The sequence below is a fragment of the Pseudomonadota bacterium genome (assembly GCA_013285445.1).
Taxonomy (GTDB): domain Bacteria; phylum Pseudomonadota; class Gammaproteobacteria; order Xanthomonadales; family Wenzhouxiangellaceae; genus Wenzhouxiangella.
Genome location: CP053448.1, coordinates 2,465,803 through 2,479,708 on the forward strand (window position 1 = coordinate 2,465,803; position 13,906 = coordinate 2,479,708).

Below are 13,906 nucleotides of genomic sequence, written 5' to 3' on the forward strand. Positions count from 1 at the left end.
CGATGTCCGAGAGCGTCACCATCGTCGAGGTCGGGCCGCGCGACGGACTGCAGAACGAGCCCTACACGATTCCGACCCAGGTCAAGATCGAGCTGATCGAGCGACTGGCCGATACCGGCTTGCCGGTCGTCGAGGCAACCAGCTTCGTGGCAGCACCGGTGATTCCGCAGCTGGCCGATGCTGAGGTAGTGTTCGGGCGGATCGAGCGAAAGGACGGTGTCCGCTATCCGGTGCTGGTACCCAACGAGAAGGGCTACGAGCGTGCCCGCAAGGTGGGCGCTGAAGAAATCGCCGTGTTCACGGCCGCCTCCGAGGCCTTCAACCGGAAGAACATCAACTGCTCCATCGCCGAATCGCTGCAGCGCTTTGACCCGGTACTGGCCCGGGCCAGAGAAGACGGCGTGCGGGTGCGCGGCTATGTCTCGACCGTGCTCGGGTGCCCCTACCAGGGCAAGGTCCCGGTCTCCGACGTGGTGCGCGTGGCCGAGGCGCTGTTCGAAGCCGGCTGCGCCGAAATCTCGCTCGGCGATACCATCGGCGTAGGCACGCCGGCCAAGGCGCGAGCCATGCTCGAGACGGTGGCGCAATCCGTGCCGATGGGCCAGCTGGCCGTGCACTTCCACGACACCTACGGCCAGGCCCTGGCCAATATCCACACCTGCCTGGAGGCGGGCGTGCGCGTGGTCGACTCCTCCGTCGCCGGCCTGGGCGGCTGCCCGTATGCCCGCGGCGCGACCGGCAACGTCGCCACCGAAGACGTCGTCTACATGCTCCAGGGTCTGGGAATGGAAACCGGCATTGACCTCATGCAACTCGCCCGCGTAGGCGACTGGATCGCCGGCGAACTCGACCGGCCAAGGTCTCGCACGGGCCAGGCGATCCTGAAACGGAGTTGACCGAGCGGAGGCGTCCGAAATGTCGTCCGTCGGGGATGCGACCCCGACCTACGGTGCCACTCGTTCTCTGATTGCCCGCGTAGGTCGCGGCCGCGTCCGCGACGGGCGACGCAAGAACCGCTCCCCCCGCACGGCGATCACGTGTTTCTGAATCCAAACGAAGGAGAACTGACATGAACACCAACAACATCAAGGCCGTCATTACCGGTGGTGTATCGGGGCTGGGTCTTGCCGTCGCCGAGCACTTCGTTTCGCTTGGCGGCAAGGTCGCCCTGCTCGACGTCAACGATGACAAGGCCGGTGAGGCCGTATCCGGCCTCGGCGAAGGCAATGCGAAGTTCTTCAGGACCGACGTCACCAGCGAATCACAGGTCGAGCAGGTGCTGTCCGAGGCAGAGGACTGGCTGGGCGAAATCAACGTCGCGGTCAACTGCGCCGGCATTCTGGGCGCCGGTCGCGTTCTCGGTCGCGAGGCACCAATGCCGCTGGAGACGTTCTCGGGAGCCGTCAGGGTCAATCTGATCGGCAGTTTCAATGTAGCCAAGGCTGCAGCCAATCTGATGCAGCACAATGAACCCAACGACGACGGTGAACGCGGCGTGATTATCAACACCGCGTCCGTGGCCGCCTATGAGGGCCAGATCGGCCAGGCTGCCTACTCGGCCTCCAAGGGCGGCATTGTGGCCATGACCCTGCCGATCGCCCGCGAGCTGACTCGCTTTGGCATTCGCGTCATGACCATCGCGCCAGGTGTCTTTCACACGCCGATGGCCGACGTCATGCCGGAACACGTGCGCCAGGCGCTGGCCGATGCCATTCCTTTTCCCAAACGCCTGGGCAAGCCGGAGGAATTCGCGCGCCTGGCGGCACACATCGTCGAAAACGCCTACTTCAACGGCACCACCCTGCGGCTCGACGGCGCCGTGCGGCTGGAGCCCAAGTAACCCGGCGGTCGAGGCCCGAGCACGCCGGGGTCGCATCCCCGACGGACGACGGCGATCGAGGCCTGCGTAGGTCGGGGTCGCATCCCCGACGGACGACGGCGATCGAGGCCCGCGTAGGTCGGGGTCGCATCCCCGACGGACGACGGCGATCGAGGCCTGCGTAGGTCGGGGTCGCATCCCCGACGGACGACGGCGATCGAGGCCCGCGTAGGTCGGGGTCGCATCCCCGACGGACGACGGCGATCGAGGCCCGCGTAGGTCGGGGTCGCATCCCCGACGGACGACGGCGATCGAGGCCCGCGTAGGTCGGGGACGCGGCCCCGACCTACGCAGCCATCGACCAACCTTGACGCAGCCTGTGCGGCGCATCATGATCCCCTAATAACCCGAACGACAGGAAGGGAGACCCGCATGGAAAGCTTGCAGCAGTGGTTCGCCAGCCTCGAAACGGCGCAGATTCTGGCCATCGCATGGAAGGTCATCGGCGCAGTCCTGATTTTTATCATCGGGCGCTGGGTATCAAAACTCATCGTTTCGATCATCGGCAAGCAGCTGACGAAGCGCGAGATGGACGCCATGCTGGTGTCTTTCGTCGGCACTATTGTCTACACCTTTCTGCTGTTGTGCGTCGTGCTTGCCGCCATCAGCTACCTCGGCATCGCCATCACGCCACTGATCGCCGTTCTCGGTGGTGCCGCGCTGGCTGTCGGCCTGGCCCTGCAGAGCAGTCTGTCGAACTTTGCGGCGGGCGTGATGCTGGTCGGTTTTCGGCCCTTTACCAAGGGTCACTTCGTGGAAGCCGGCGGGGTATCCGGAACGGTCGAGCGCGTTGGGCTGTTCAACTCCGAGCTCATTACGCCCGACAATCGCAGCGTCATTGTCCCCAACAGCCAGATCACTTCCAGCCCGATCACCAACTATTCCGCCTACGACACGCGGCGCGTCGACCTGCTCATCGGCGTCGACTACGGCGACGATCTCAAACTCGCCCGCGACACCATCTGGAAAGTGATCACCGGTCACGAGAAAGTACTGGCTGACCCAGAACCGGCCATCCTGGTCATGGACCTGGCCGACTCGAGCGTCAATTTCGCCGTGCGTCCCTGGGTCAGGTCCGAGGACTACTGGGGCGTGCGGGGCGAGCTGCTCGAGCGGATCAAGACCGAACTGGAAGCGGCCGGCTGCTCCATCCCGTTCCCCCAGCGCACCGTGCACCACATCAACGAGGGTTCGGGCGCAACGGATTGAGAGTGTGGCGACGCCCCATCCACCCGAGATCGGACCGAAATCCGCACGGGTCGGGGTCGCATCCCCGACGGACTTTACACGTTGTAGGTCGGGGTCGCATCCCCGACGGACTGTACACGTTGTAGGTCGGGGTCGCATCCCCGACGGACGACGTAGAGAACCTGTTCACATGCAGCTCATGTGTGCACAGACCTTCACCGTCGTCCGTCGGGGACGCGGCCCCGACCTACGGCGCCCATAGCAGACGAGAACCGCCTGTCAATCCTCGGCCTTGATCGCCTGGATGATGTAGCCACCGGACTTTTCGTCCGGCTTGAGATCGAGCAGGCCCTGCTTCTCGGCTTCCAGCAGCAGTTCCGAGAAATTGCGAAAACCGTGGTAGGACTCGCTGAATCCCGGCTTGCGCCGCTTCAAGGCCTGCTTGACCATTGAGCCCCACACCTTTTCCTCGGCGTCACGATCAGCGAACAGCGCCTCGGCAGTCTCAAGCACGAGCTCGAAGGCCTCCTGCTTCTTGCTGTCGACCGGCTTGCCGGTGGTCTTTTTCTTTTTCCGGGACGTCTTTTTCTTTCCTGTCTGCTTCGGCTTGCTTCGGACCAGGTCGTCGTAGAAGATGAACTCATCACAGTTGGCCATCAACAGATCCGATGTGGAGCTCTTGACTCCAACACCGATCACCATCTTGTTGTTCTCGCGCAGCTTCGAGACCAGCGGCGAGAAATCCGAATCGCCGCTGATCACCACAAAGGTATCGACATGCGCCTTGGTATAGCACAGGTCGAGTGCATCGACGACCATGCGAATATCGGCAGAATTCTTGCCGGATTGCCGCACGTGCGGGATATCGATCATCTCGAACGCCGCCTCGTGCATGGCGGTCTTGAACTCCCGGTAACGGCCCCAGTCACAGTAGGCTTTCTTGACCACGATATTGCCTTTGAGCAGCAGCCGCTCCAGCACCTTCTGGATGTCAAAGGCGTCATACCTGGCATCTCGCACGCCGAGGGCGATATTCTCGAAATCACAAAACAGGGCGAGGTTTCGAGTCGGAGAGGTTGTCATGATCGTATCCACCTTGTACGAGAAAACTTCGGGCCAGTGGCATTACCGATTCGACAGGGTACTACGTTCGCGATCCGGAATCCCCACGACATCGGCAAAAAAAACCCCGCACGGGGCGGGGCTGATGTGCAGCATCCGGCTTGGGGCAGGATGCGATTGTTATTCGGTCGGCTCGACCGACACAAACTTGCGCACGGGCTTGCCGCGGCGCTCGAACTTGACCCTGCCGTCGGACAGTGCAAACAGCGTGTGGTCGCGCCCGACTCCGACATTGGCGCCGGCATGAAAGCGTGTACCGCGCTGGCGCACGAGAATGTTTCCGGCCAGGACGTTCTCACCGCCGTAACGCTTGACGCCCAGGTACTTCGGATTGGAATCGCGGCCGTTGCGAGTGGAGCCGCCTGCTTTCTTGTGAGCCATGATTCAGCCTTCGATGCCCGTGATCCTGATTTCGGTGTAGTACTGCCGATGTCCCATTTGCTTCATGTGATGCTTGCGGCGACGGAACTTGATGATGCGGATTTTCTTGCCGCGGCCGTGCCCGACCACCTCAGCAGTCACCTTGCCGCCGTCGACGGTCGGCGTGCCGATGCGCACATCGTCACCCTCGCCAACCATGAGCACCCGGTCGATCTCAACCGTCGCCCCCTGCTCGGCATCGAGCTTCTCGACCCGCAGCACATCGCCCTCAGACGCCTTGTACTGCTTGCCGCCGGTAGAAAAAACCGCGTACATGATGCTACTCCGGGAGAACTCGCCAGTAAAGAGCGGGAATTTTACTGACTGCAGCCGCCCAAGTCAACCAGATCAGTGTCCCCTGCGACTCGCCTCACGGCGGCCTTCTCAGACGGAAGCCGCAGGCCGGCTCCGCCCCTCCAGGAATCACGACCGGCGGGGGCACTGTCGGGTGCTCCATTGGCCCGAGCCGGGCCTGCGCGCACGGATCCCGGAAGATCTCCCGGAATTCGGCGGCATCGGGGTGAGCGCACACCAGGTGAGCCGGACGGAATTGGGCCCGGTCGATGTGCGGCCGACAACCCGAGATGCAGACAAGGCACCGAACAGACGACGCAGGCGCCAAAATTGCACGGAGTTTTGCCTCGATCACGACCGGCGCGATATATTAGCAGGCTTGACCCGACTACCCGGCGACGGCATGAAGACCATTTCCATCCGCGGCGCGCGCACCCACAATCTGGCCAATATCGATCTTGAGCTTCCGCGCGACCGGTTGATCGTGTTTACCGGGCTTTCGGGTTCGGGCAAATCATCGCTGGCCTTCGACACGATCTATGCGGAAGGCCAGCGCCGCTACGTCGAGTCCCTGTCGTCCTATGCCAGGCAGTTCCTGTCGATGATGCAGAAACCGGACGTCGATCACATCGAGGGCCTGTCGCCGGCCATTTCCATCGAGCAGAAGGCCGCCAGCCACAATCCGCGCTCGACCGTCGGCACGGTCACCGAGATTCACGACTACCTGCGCCTGATGTACGCACGTGTCGGCACTCCGCGCTGCCCGGATCACGACGAGGAACTGGATGCCCAGACGGTCTCGCAGATGGTCGATACCGTACTCAATCAGCCCGCCGGTACGCGATTGATGTTGCTCGCTCCGGTAGTCCGCAACCGCAAGGGCGAACATGTGCACACCCTGCAGCAGCTGCGCGCCCAGGGGTTCGTGCGCGCCCGGATTGACGGCCAGGTCATTGATCTTGATGACGAACTGCCAACCCTGGGGCTCCGGCACAAGCATACCATCGAGGCGGTCGTCGACCGGTTCAGGGTGCGCGATGACCTGGTCCAGCGTCTCGCGGAGAGTTTCGAAACCGCGCTGGCGCTGGCCGACGGACTGGCCATCGTGGCGCCGATGGAGGGCGAAGACGACACTGGGGAAATGCTGTTTTCGGCTCGTTACGCCTGCCCGGTGTGCGAGTACAGTCTGCCCGAGCTCGAGCCAAGGATGTTCTCGTTCAACAACCCCAACGGGGCGTGCAAGACCTGCGACGGTCTCGGCGTCAAGCAGTACTTCGATCCCGACCGGGTGGTTGCCAATCGTGAACTGTCGCTGGCCGGCGGCGCGATTCGCGGCTGGGATCGACGCAATGCCTACTACTTCCAGCTGATTCAGTCGCTGGCCAGACACTACCAGTTTGACATCGAGACGCCGTTCAACGAGCTGCCGGATACCCTGCAACAGGTCATCCTCTACGGCAGCGGCGAGGAGAAAATCGCGTTTCGCTACCTGACCGACCGCGGCACACAGACGCGCAAGCACCCGTTCGTCGGCATCATCCCGAACCTTGAAAAGCGCTATCGCGAAACCGACTCGCGCATTGTCCGTGAAGAACTGGCGCGCTATATCTCCACACAGAAATGTCCCGAGTGCGGCGGCCAGCGGCTGGGACGGGCGGCCCGGCATGTGTTCATCGCCGGCCGATCACTGCCGGAGATCTCCAGCTGGTCGGTGGAGCGCTGCCTGGCGTTTTTCGACGGTGTTGAGCTCACCGGCTGGCGCGGCGAGATCGCCGGGAGAATTCTCAGGGAAGTGCGCGAACGGCTCCATTTTCTGGTCAATGTTGGACTCAACTACCTGACGCTGGACCGCCAGGCCGACACCCTCTCGGGTGGAGAGGCCCAGCGGATTCGCCTGGCCAGCCAGATCGGCGCCGGCCTGGTCGGCGTGATGTACGTGCTCGACGAGCCGTCGATCGGCCTGCATCAGCGCGACAACGAGCGCCTGCTGCGCACCCTGATCCGCCTGCGCGATCTGGGCAATACGGTGATTGTGGTCGAGCACGACGAAGAAGCCATTCGCTCGGCCGACCACGTGGTCGATATCGGTCCCGGCCCCGGTGTGCACGGCGGTCAGATCGTCTACAGCGGCAACTGCAAAGGGCTGCTCGACTGTGCCGAATCGCTGACCGGTGACTATCTGGCCGGTCGACGCGAAATCTCCGTTCCCGATCGTCGCCACAAGCCCGACCCCGACCGCATGTTCCGCTTGCTGGGTGCGCACGGCAACAATCTGCAGAACGTGGATCTCGAACTGCCGGCCGGTCTGTTTGTGTGCGTGACCGGCGTGTCCGGTTCCGGCAAATCGACTCTGATCAACGATACCCTGTACCGCCTGCTGGCCCGGGAGCTCAACCGGGCCTCGGATGCCCCGGCCCCGTTTTCAGGCTTCGACGGGCTGGAGTTGTTCGACAAGGTCGTCGATATCGATCAGAGCCCGATCGGGCGCACGCCGCGCTCCAACCCGGCCACCTATACTGGACTGTTCACGCCGATTCGGGAACTGTTTGCCGGCACTCAGGAGGCGCGGGCACGCGGCTATAAACCGGGACGTTTCTCGTTCAACGTCAAGGGCGGGCGCTGCGAGGCCTGTCAGGGCGACGGACTGATCCGCGTCGAGATGCACTTCCTGCCCGATATTTTCGTCCCCTGCGATGTCTGCCAGGGCCGCCGCTACAACCGGGAGACCCTGACGGTCACCTACAAGGGCAAGAACATCCACGAGGTGCTGGAGATGACGGTGGAAGATGCGCTGGAATTCTTCGAGCCGGTCCCGGGTGTCGCCCGCAAGCTTCAGACCCTGATGGATGTCGGCCTGAGCTACGTGCAGCTTGGCCAGAGCGCAACCACTCTGTCCGGCGGCGAGGCACAGCGCATCAAGCTGGCACGCGAGCTGTCCAAGCGTGACACCGGTCAGACACTCTACATCCTCGATGAACCGACGACAGGTCTGCACTTCCACGATATCAAGCAGCTGCTTGAAGTGCTCCATCGCCTGCGCGATGCCGGTAACACGGTGGTGGTCATCGAGCACAACCTCGATGTGATCAAGACGGCCGACTGGATTGTCGACCTGGGGCCCGAGGGTGGCGAAGGCGGCGGTCGGGTCATCGCCAGCGGCAGCCCGGAAACGGTGGCTGCCGCACCGGAATCGTGGACGGGCCAATATCTCAAGTCCATACTGGAAACCCGGCCCAAACGAAAGAAAACCGCCTGACCAAGGAGGCTAGTGATGTCTGAGTTTACCGTGATCATGCCCGTGCGATGGGGAGACATGGATGCGTTCGATCATGTCAGCAACGCCGTGTTCCTGCGCTATCTTGAAGAGGTTCGTGCCCAGTGGATGAGTTCGGTGCCCAGCTACTGGCAGGGCGAGGAAGCCGGTCCGGTCGTGGCCAACATCAACATCAACTACCGTCAACCGCTGCACTGGCCGGAGCAGCTGTGCGTCACCCTGCTGCCGCAATCCCCGGGGCGATCGAGCATCAAGCTCAGCCAGGAGGTGCGTGCCGCAGAGCCCGACGAGAATGGTCAGAAAACGATTTATGCCGACGCGATATGCACGCTGGTCTGGATCGACAAACGCAACGGCGAGCCCGTCCCGCTGCCCGGCGTCATGCGCGACCTGGCCGGTTAGGGAAGCTCTGTCAGAGGTTCCTAACCGAACTCCAGCCCGATCTTCATGACGTCGTCGTCAACCGGCTCCAGCCACCGAATCTCGGCCGCCTGCAAACCCAGATTGGCAACCTGAACAACGCACCGGCTGCCCGCCTCAACGTTACGGATCGGGCCGCGCTTGAGAGCAACCACGCGCAAGCCGCCGCGGGATTCCTCACACACCAAGCCGGCCGTTTCCGGCTCGAACACGTCCTCGCTCGGTAGGGTGTTGGAAAACTGCAGCAGAACGATTTCGGTTTCATCCGGCGGGTAACGCAGGTAGCGTCGCCGGTTGTCGGTTTGTGCCTGGCCCATGAAACACCTCCTGCTTGGAGAATGGACGAACGCAGCGACTCCAGCATAGGCGCTGCGCAGGCTGCTGGCAAATTATTTCTTCTGCTGCAGGCGTTCGACGAGCTGGCGCAGGGTGACCTGGGTCTGATCGGCAAACCAGGCGTCGACAAAACCATCCACGTCCAGGGCCTCCCGACTGTCAAACAGCGCGCCAAGCGGTGCTCGGCAAAGCTGGCGCGTGCCCAGCATGGAGTGCCGCGGCAAGGCCAGCAGCTCCTGACACCAGCCGACAGCCCGGGCAACCGTCTGCTCGGGTGCGGCCAGTTCGTCGACCAGGCCCAGCGCATGGGCATCGGATGCGGGAATCATTTCACCGGCAACCAGGTGACGCTCGGCCGGATAGGGCCCGATCAGCCGCACCAGCGCCTGATGAATGATCGGCGGAACGATCAGTCCGACCTGTACTTCGTTAAGGCCAAGCCTGAAATCGCCTTCGGCCTGGACCCGGTAGTCGGCAAACAGGGCAATGACCGTACCACCTGCCGGACTGTGACCGGTCAGCGCCGCGGCAACCGGGACCGGCGAACGGGCAGCCTGCTCGAGCAGGGCAAAGAACTCCTGCCAGAATTCACGCATACCGCCACGATCGAGCCCGAGCAAATGGGGCACATCCAGGCCAGCCGAAAACAGACCCGGCTGCCCGGACAGTACGAGCGCCTGCGCACCGTCGTCAATGGCCTCGACCATGGCCTCTCTCAGTCGCGCAACCAGTTCCGGGTTGAGGGCATTGACCGGCGGTCGGTCAAGCTGCAGTTCGATGACTGCCTGTTCATGATGTTGGGTCTGAAGCATGTCGCGTCATTCCCCGCAAAGATTGACCAGCGGCCATTATGCCTGATTGTCGAATGCCGGCATCTGCGATAATCCGGTCGACAGCCCATTCTAAGGAGTCATCACCGACATGATGCGTCTTGCCGCCCTTCTGCTGTTGATCACGGCCGCCGGGCCGATCTTCTCGGCACCGCCACTTGAGTTCATCGATGCCTGGTCACCGGAGGCGCCACCGGGCCGAATGATGGCCGGCTACGTCGAAATCCGTAATCCCACCGACCGGGATATTGTCCTGACAGCCGCCAGAAGCCCCCGGTTCGAGCGGGTCGAGATACACACCATGACCATGACAGACGGCGTCATGCGCATGCGCCGCCTTGAGACCCTGACGATCCCGGCCAATGGCCACAAGACACTGCAGCAGGGCGGACATCATCTGATGCTGATCGGCCCCGGCGCGCCGGTAACAGCCGGCGATCTACTGCCGATCGAGCTGACCGATGAAACCGGCCGCACCTACGAATTCATGAGCGAAGTGCGACCGCGAGGCTTTGACTGACCCGGTTGAATGGTGTCGTCGGCGACGGCGTCCAGCCGCTGTTTTCGTCACATCCCCGTTCCGGCTTTTTCGCCGTCTGCGCCCACAACCGGTCGGGGAACTGCTGCTGCCGGACTGCGCCAATATCGGACTGATGGCCCGCGAGGCCGCGTCCTGCCGGTCAAGTTGGCCAAGGCCCTGAAGCCGGAAGACCGTGCGCATGTGATGGCACGAGCCGGGGACCAGTGCTCGCTGGTGCCGCTGTTCAGCTCAGGTCGGGTAATCAGGGTCCTACGAGACCGGCACCCGACGCGATCAGCCGCCGGACAGAGCAAACTGCTCGAGGATGGCGGCCGTGGCACCCCAGATTGGCCAGCGGCTATGGCTCATGGACACCATGTCATAGCTGTGGCCCGCCCGGCAGACCCGGTGGTGCCGATAGCTTGCCGGGTTCCGTACCGTCGCCCAGGGCAGCGTGAAGATTCGCGCCACTTCGTCGGGACAGGGCCGCAGCGACTGCCGGCCTTCGATCGTCGCAACCACCGGCACAATCCGGTAGCCGGTAATGGTGTCGAAGCAATCGAGCAGTCCGCAAGGCCGAACCACAGCCGGATCGACGCCGATTTCCTCGTGCGCCTCGCGCAAGGCGGTGGCCAGCGGGAATGCCTCGCCATGCTGACGGCCGCCCCCGGGCAACGCCACCTGACCGGCATGATGCGCCAGACGCTGACTGCGCACGGTAAGCACCACCCGCGCGCTGGGCTCGAGCAGCAGTGGAATCAGGACCGCTGCCGGGCGCGTATTCCAGACGCCAGCGCGTGGCCGGTAGCCACGCACAGGCAGTTCATCGGGCACGGCATCAAGCGGATGGAGTCGCGCCAGCCAGCCGTCTGGCAGCCAGACATCGGGAATCACACCAGACGCCCTGGAAAGCATCGCAACCGGCCTGCATCCCGCAGGGCCGATGCGGAGTCGGCCTGGGCGACGGCGCGGGAGACGGCCGCACCCGACACTTACTGACCGGGGGCCTGAGCGTTTTCCTCGTAGTCTTCCGGAGCGCCGATCTGGACCAGCTTGATATCGAACTGCAGTGCCTCATTCGGCCCGATCATCGGCGGATCGCCGCGCACCCCGAAAGCCAGCTCCGGCGGCAGAAAAACCTGCCACATGGCGCCTTCACGCATCAAAGGCAGAATCTCCTGCCAGCCCTCGATCACCGAATTGACCTGGAAAACCGCAGGTATGCCGCGTCGGAACGAACTGTCGAACTCTCGCCCGCTGATCTTTGAGCCGCGGTAATGCACGGTCACGGTGTCTTCGATACCGGGACGCTCACCCTCTCCTTCCTCGATGACCCGGTACTGCACGCCGCTGGGCAGCGTCTGGATGCCGGTCTTGTCGCGGTTCTCGGCCAGGAAGGTCTCGGCCTTCTGCTGGTTTTCCTCGGCCAGCGCGCGAAATGCTTCCATCCGCTCTTCGCGAATCTTTTCCTGCAGCGCCAGCATACGCTCACGCATTTCCTCGATCTCGACCCGCGGCTCCTGCTCGTTATAGGCATCACGGGCAGCCTGGAAAACGGCCTCGATGTCAATATCGATATCGTAGCTCTTGAGTTCCGCGCCGAACTCATAGCCGATTGAGTAACCGAGCTTGCCGGCTTCGCTTTCAAGGTCCTGCGCCGCTGCCGGCGCGACAAGTGCCACGGCAAAAACCGCAGCCACGAATGACTTTTGCATGCTGCCTCCGTTGGGAAAGGAATCTGTGATGGCAATCCAGTCCTGTATTGTACCTGACGCGACCGACATTCGGGCCGCACCCGCCGAGTAGACCCGCCTTTGCCGGCGAAAGTTTCCGGTATGCGCATCCGGCGGTCAAGTCAGCGCTCAGCCAGGACGGCTCGCTTTTCAATCAAACGGTAAAAATTACCTATGAAGAGGTAACGCTAACCTTTAGGCCAAACGGCTGCTGAGCTAACTCATTGATTATTGGTGAAGGCGGGAATTGGCACAGCAATTGCCTCATAGCCAGCAAACCCACAGATCCACAACAGGAGTAAAACCATGGGCATTTTTTCCCGCATGGGCGACATCATCAACGCCAATCTCAACGCTGCGCTGGAAAAGGCGGAAGACCCGGAAAAGATGATTCGTCTGATGATCCAGGAAATGGAAGACACCCTGGTCGAGATTCGCTCGGCCACCGCCAAGTGCATCGCCGAGAAAAAGGAGCGCACGAGACTGCTCAAACGCCTCGAGCAGCAGCAGATCGAGTGGGAGCGCAAGGCGGAGCTGGCGCTGGAAAAGGATCGCGAGGACCTGGCCCGCGCCGCGCTGGCCGAAAAAACGGCGCTCAGCGACCGCATTGCCTACCTCAACGAAGAGCTGCAGCACTACGAGGAGCAGCTGGCCAAGTACGACGAAGATATCGGCAAGCTGCAGGCCAAGCTGACCGACGCGCGCAGCCGGCAGCGGGCCCTGGTCATGCGGCACCGCTCGGCCAATCACCACCTCCAGACCCGAAAGCACGTCTACAACGACAAGATCGACGAGATGCTGCATCGCTTCGACGCGGCCGAGGAACGCATCGAGCGCATCGAATCGGAGTCCGAGGCGCTCGATATGGGGCGCAAGGGCCAGACGCTCAGCTCGGAATTCGAACAGCTCGAGCGCGACGAGCGGGTCGAGGAGGCCCTGACTGAGCTCAAATCACGCCGCAACCGGGAGTAAGCGGAGATGATCGGAATGCTGGAACTGCTCTTTGTGCCGCTGATCATCTTCATGGTGATCGTGGCGCCGATCTGGCTGATCCTGCACTACGCCACGCGCAACTCGGCCAGCCGGCGCCTCAACAGCAAGGATGAGGCACTGCTGGAAGATCTGCATGAGAGTGCCCGCAGGATGGAAGAGCGCATGAACACGCTCGAGCGCATCCTTGACGATGACAGCCCCAACTGGAGAAACCGAACATGAACCGTCGATACGACGAGCAACCTGACCGCAACCGTCTTTACCGCAACAAGGACCGCAGCATCCTGGCCGGGGTATGTGCCGGGATCTCCGACTGGACCGGTTTCAACCTGACGGCGCTGCGCATCATCACGGTCCTGCTGGCCATTCCGTTTACCGCGGTAATCGTCATCGGCTATGTCGTGCTGTGGGTCCTGGTTCCGAAACGTCCGATCAATCTCTATCGCGACCCCTGCGATGAGGCGTTCTGGCAGCAGGTTCGTCGCGGCCCCAGAGACGGCGTCAATCGACTGCATCAGCGCTTCAGGGAGCTTGACCGGCGGTTGCAGCGCATGGAGGCCTGGCTGACCTCCAGCGAGTACCGCATCGACCGAGAACTCAGAGACTGATTACGCCGTCGGTGCATCGAGACAGGGACGACATGCATAGCCTCCTGACCCTGCTGGCCCTGGTGCTCATGATTCCGGCCGCACTGGCCGGATTCAGCAGCGCCCTGCGCGACTTGCTTGCCCGCCTCGATTCGCTGACCCGCACCCTGGTGCACGCCAACGCCATGCTGGCCGAGATGGCCCCAATGGCGCCTGCACTGATGCTCCTTCTGGCGGCTGTGGCGACGCTGGTCGTCGCCGGATGGATGATCGTTCGCACCGTCAATGGCGGGGTACACTAGCGGGCTTG

General features: G+C 62.7%; 17 protein-coding genes. 10 read left to right on the forward strand and 7 right to left on the reverse strand.

Going from position 1 to position 13,906, the window contains the following annotated elements; all coding sequences use genetic code 11:
• Positions 1-2 precede the first annotated feature (2 nt).
• The 3 genes from HND55_11060 (at position 3) to HND55_11070 (ending at position 3,088) form a co-directional block, all read left to right on the forward strand.
• Positions 3-896, forward strand: coding sequence for a hydroxymethylglutaryl-CoA lyase (locus tag HND55_11060; GenBank protein QKK03138.1), 894 nt, complete (start codon positions 3-5; stop codon positions 894-896).
• A 173-nt stretch (positions 897-1,069) separates the two neighbouring features.
• Entirely contained in the window at positions 1,070-1,840 is a 771-nt protein-coding gene (locus HND55_11065; GenBank protein ID QKK03139.1) for an SDR family NAD(P)-dependent oxidoreductase, read from the forward strand.
• 411 nt (positions 1,841-2,251) lie between these two features.
• Complete coding sequence (locus HND55_11070; protein QKK03140.1) at positions 2,252-3,088, forward strand: mechanosensitive ion channel; 837 nt, start codon at positions 2,252-2,254, stop codon at positions 3,086-3,088.
• A gap of 258 nt (positions 3,089-3,346) precedes the next feature.
• On the opposite strand, the gene HND55_11075 is transcribed toward HND55_11070, so the two are convergent.
• The 3 genes from HND55_11075 to rplU all read right to left on the reverse strand — a co-directional run bounded on the left by HND55_11075 (position 3,347) and on the right by rplU (position 4,885).
• Complete coding sequence (locus tag HND55_11075; GenBank protein QKK03141.1) at positions 3,347-4,150, reverse strand: NYN domain-containing protein; 804 nt, start codon at positions 4,148-4,150, stop codon at positions 3,347-3,349.
• A gap of 159 nt (positions 4,151-4,309) precedes the next feature.
• Positions 4,310-4,570 (reverse strand): 50S ribosomal protein L27, encoded by a 261-nt coding sequence (gene rpmA / locus HND55_11080; protein ID QKK03142.1) that lies wholly within the window; start codon positions 4,568-4,570, stop codon positions 4,310-4,312.
• A gap of 3 nt (positions 4,571-4,573) precedes the next feature.
• Positions 4,574-4,885, reverse strand: a complete 312-nt coding sequence (gene rplU, locus HND55_11085) for a 50S ribosomal protein L21 (protein ID QKK03143.1) — start codon at positions 4,883-4,885, stop codon at positions 4,574-4,576.
• A 421-nt stretch (positions 4,886-5,306) separates the two neighbouring features.
• On the opposite strand from rplU, the gene uvrA reads away from it, so the two are divergent.
• Positions 5,307-8,159 (forward strand): excinuclease ABC subunit UvrA, encoded by a 2,853-nt coding sequence (gene uvrA, locus HND55_11090; protein QKK03144.1) that lies wholly within the window; start codon positions 5,307-5,309, stop codon positions 8,157-8,159.
• Between the two features lie 15 nt (positions 8,160-8,174).
• On the forward strand, positions 8,175-8,579 hold the full coding sequence (locus tag HND55_11095) for an acyl-CoA thioesterase (protein QKK03145.1): 405 nt from the start codon (positions 8,175-8,177) through the stop codon (positions 8,577-8,579).
• Between the two features lie 20 nt (positions 8,580-8,599).
• On the opposite strand, the gene HND55_11100 is transcribed toward HND55_11095, so the two are convergent.
• Both HND55_11100 and HND55_11105 read right to left on the reverse strand, forming a co-directional pair.
• On the reverse strand, positions 8,600-8,914 hold the full coding sequence (locus HND55_11100; protein ID QKK03146.1) for a hypothetical protein: 315 nt from the start codon (positions 8,912-8,914) through the stop codon (positions 8,600-8,602).
• A 72-nt stretch (positions 8,915-8,986) separates the two neighbouring features.
• A complete protein-coding gene (locus tag HND55_11105; GenBank protein QKK03147.1) occupies positions 8,987-9,745 on the reverse strand; it encodes an enoyl-CoA hydratase/isomerase family protein in 759 nt (252 codons plus the stop codon).
• A gap of 109 nt (positions 9,746-9,854) precedes the next feature.
• On the opposite strand from HND55_11105, the gene HND55_11110 reads away from it, so the two are divergent.
• Positions 9,855-10,283, forward strand: a complete 429-nt coding sequence (locus tag HND55_11110) for a copper chaperone PCu(A)C (protein ID QKK03148.1) — start codon at positions 9,855-9,857, stop codon at positions 10,281-10,283.
• 294 nt (positions 10,284-10,577) lie between these two features.
• Here the strand turns inward: HND55_11110 and HND55_11115 are convergent, their stop codons facing one another.
• Together HND55_11115 and HND55_11120 are read right to left on the reverse strand one after the other, a co-directional pair.
• Positions 10,578-11,198, reverse strand: a complete 621-nt coding sequence (locus HND55_11115) for a CoA pyrophosphatase (GenBank protein ID QKK03149.1) — start codon at positions 11,196-11,198, stop codon at positions 10,578-10,580.
• Positions 11,199-11,275: 77 nt separating this feature from the next.
• Entirely contained in the window at positions 11,276-11,998 is a 723-nt protein-coding gene (locus HND55_11120) for an FKBP-type peptidyl-prolyl cis-trans isomerase (GenBank protein QKK03150.1), read from the reverse strand.
• Between the two features lie 324 nt (positions 11,999-12,322).
• On the opposite strand from HND55_11120, the gene pspA reads away from it, so the two are divergent.
• From pspA to HND55_11140, 4 genes are read left to right on the forward strand one after another with little or no spacing between them, the layout of a single operon-like run.
• The gene (gene pspA / locus HND55_11125) at positions 12,323-12,988 is read left to right on the forward strand and encodes a phage shock protein PspA (protein QKK03151.1); all 666 of its coding nucleotides are present in this window, start codon (positions 12,323-12,325) and stop codon (positions 12,986-12,988) included.
• A 15-nt stretch (positions 12,989-13,003) separates the two neighbouring features.
• Positions 13,004-13,231: an envelope stress response membrane protein PspB gene (pspB, locus tag HND55_11130; GenBank protein QKK03152.1), complete on the forward strand. Its 228-nt coding sequence runs from the start codon at positions 13,004-13,006 to the stop codon at positions 13,229-13,231.
• Positions 13,228-13,617 carry an envelope stress response membrane protein PspC gene (gene pspC / locus HND55_11135; protein ID QKK03153.1) on the forward strand — a complete coding sequence of 130 codons (390 nt, stop codon included), beginning with the start codon at positions 13,228-13,230 and terminating at the stop codon, positions 13,615-13,617. Before pspB ends, pspC begins: the two co-directional genes overlap by 4 nt.
• Before the next feature lie 32 nt (positions 13,618-13,649).
• Positions 13,650-13,898 (forward strand): hypothetical protein, encoded by a 249-nt coding sequence (locus tag HND55_11140; protein ID QKK03154.1) that lies wholly within the window; start codon positions 13,650-13,652, stop codon positions 13,896-13,898.
• The last annotated feature ends 8 nt before the right edge of the window (positions 13,899-13,906 follow it).

Bases quoted from the DNA above. Each gene is read 5' to 3' on its own strand.
- HND55_11060 (QKK03138.1), top strand. From the start codon at position 3: ATGTCCGAGAGCGTCACCATCGTCGAGGTCGGGCCGCGCGACGGACTG.
- HND55_11065 (QKK03139.1), top strand. From the start codon at position 1,070: ATGAACACCAACAACATCAAGGCCGTCATTACCGGTGGTGTATCGGGG.
- HND55_11070 (QKK03140.1), top strand. From the start codon at position 2,252: ATGGAAAGCTTGCAGCAGTGGTTCGCCAGCCTCGAAACGGCGCAGATT.
- HND55_11075 (QKK03141.1), bottom strand. From the start codon at position 4,150: ATGACAACCTCTCCGACTCGAAACCTCGCCCTGTTTTGTGATTTCGAG.
- rpmA (QKK03142.1), bottom strand. From the start codon at position 4,570: ATGGCTCACAAGAAAGCAGGCGGCTCCACTCGCAACGGCCGCGATTCC.
- rplU (QKK03143.1), bottom strand. From the start codon at position 4,885: ATGTACGCGGTTTTTTCTACCGGCGGCAAGCAGTACAAGGCGTCTGAG.
- uvrA (QKK03144.1), top strand. From the start codon at position 5,307: ATGAAGACCATTTCCATCCGCGGCGCGCGCACCCACAATCTGGCCAAT.
- HND55_11095 (QKK03145.1), top strand. From the start codon at position 8,175: ATGTCTGAGTTTACCGTGATCATGCCCGTGCGATGGGGAGACATGGAT.
- HND55_11100 (QKK03146.1), bottom strand. From the start codon at position 8,914: ATGGGCCAGGCACAAACCGACAACCGGCGACGCTACCTGCGTTACCCG.
- HND55_11105 (QKK03147.1), bottom strand. From the start codon at position 9,745: ATGCTTCAGACCCAACATCATGAACAGGCAGTCATCGAACTGCAGCTT.
- HND55_11110 (QKK03148.1), top strand. From the start codon at position 9,855: ATGATGCGTCTTGCCGCCCTTCTGCTGTTGATCACGGCCGCCGGGCCG.
- HND55_11115 (QKK03149.1), bottom strand. From the start codon at position 11,198: ATGCTTTCCAGGGCGTCTGGTGTGATTCCCGATGTCTGGCTGCCAGAC.
- HND55_11120 (QKK03150.1), bottom strand. From the start codon at position 11,998: ATGCAAAAGTCATTCGTGGCTGCGGTTTTTGCCGTGGCACTTGTCGCG.
- pspA (QKK03151.1), top strand. From the start codon at position 12,323: ATGGGCATTTTTTCCCGCATGGGCGACATCATCAACGCCAATCTCAAC.
- pspB (QKK03152.1), top strand. From the start codon at position 13,004: ATGCTGGAACTGCTCTTTGTGCCGCTGATCATCTTCATGGTGATCGTG.
- pspC (QKK03153.1), top strand. From the start codon at position 13,228: ATGAACCGTCGATACGACGAGCAACCTGACCGCAACCGTCTTTACCGC.
- HND55_11140 (QKK03154.1), top strand. From the start codon at position 13,650: ATGCATAGCCTCCTGACCCTGCTGGCCCTGGTGCTCATGATTCCGGCC.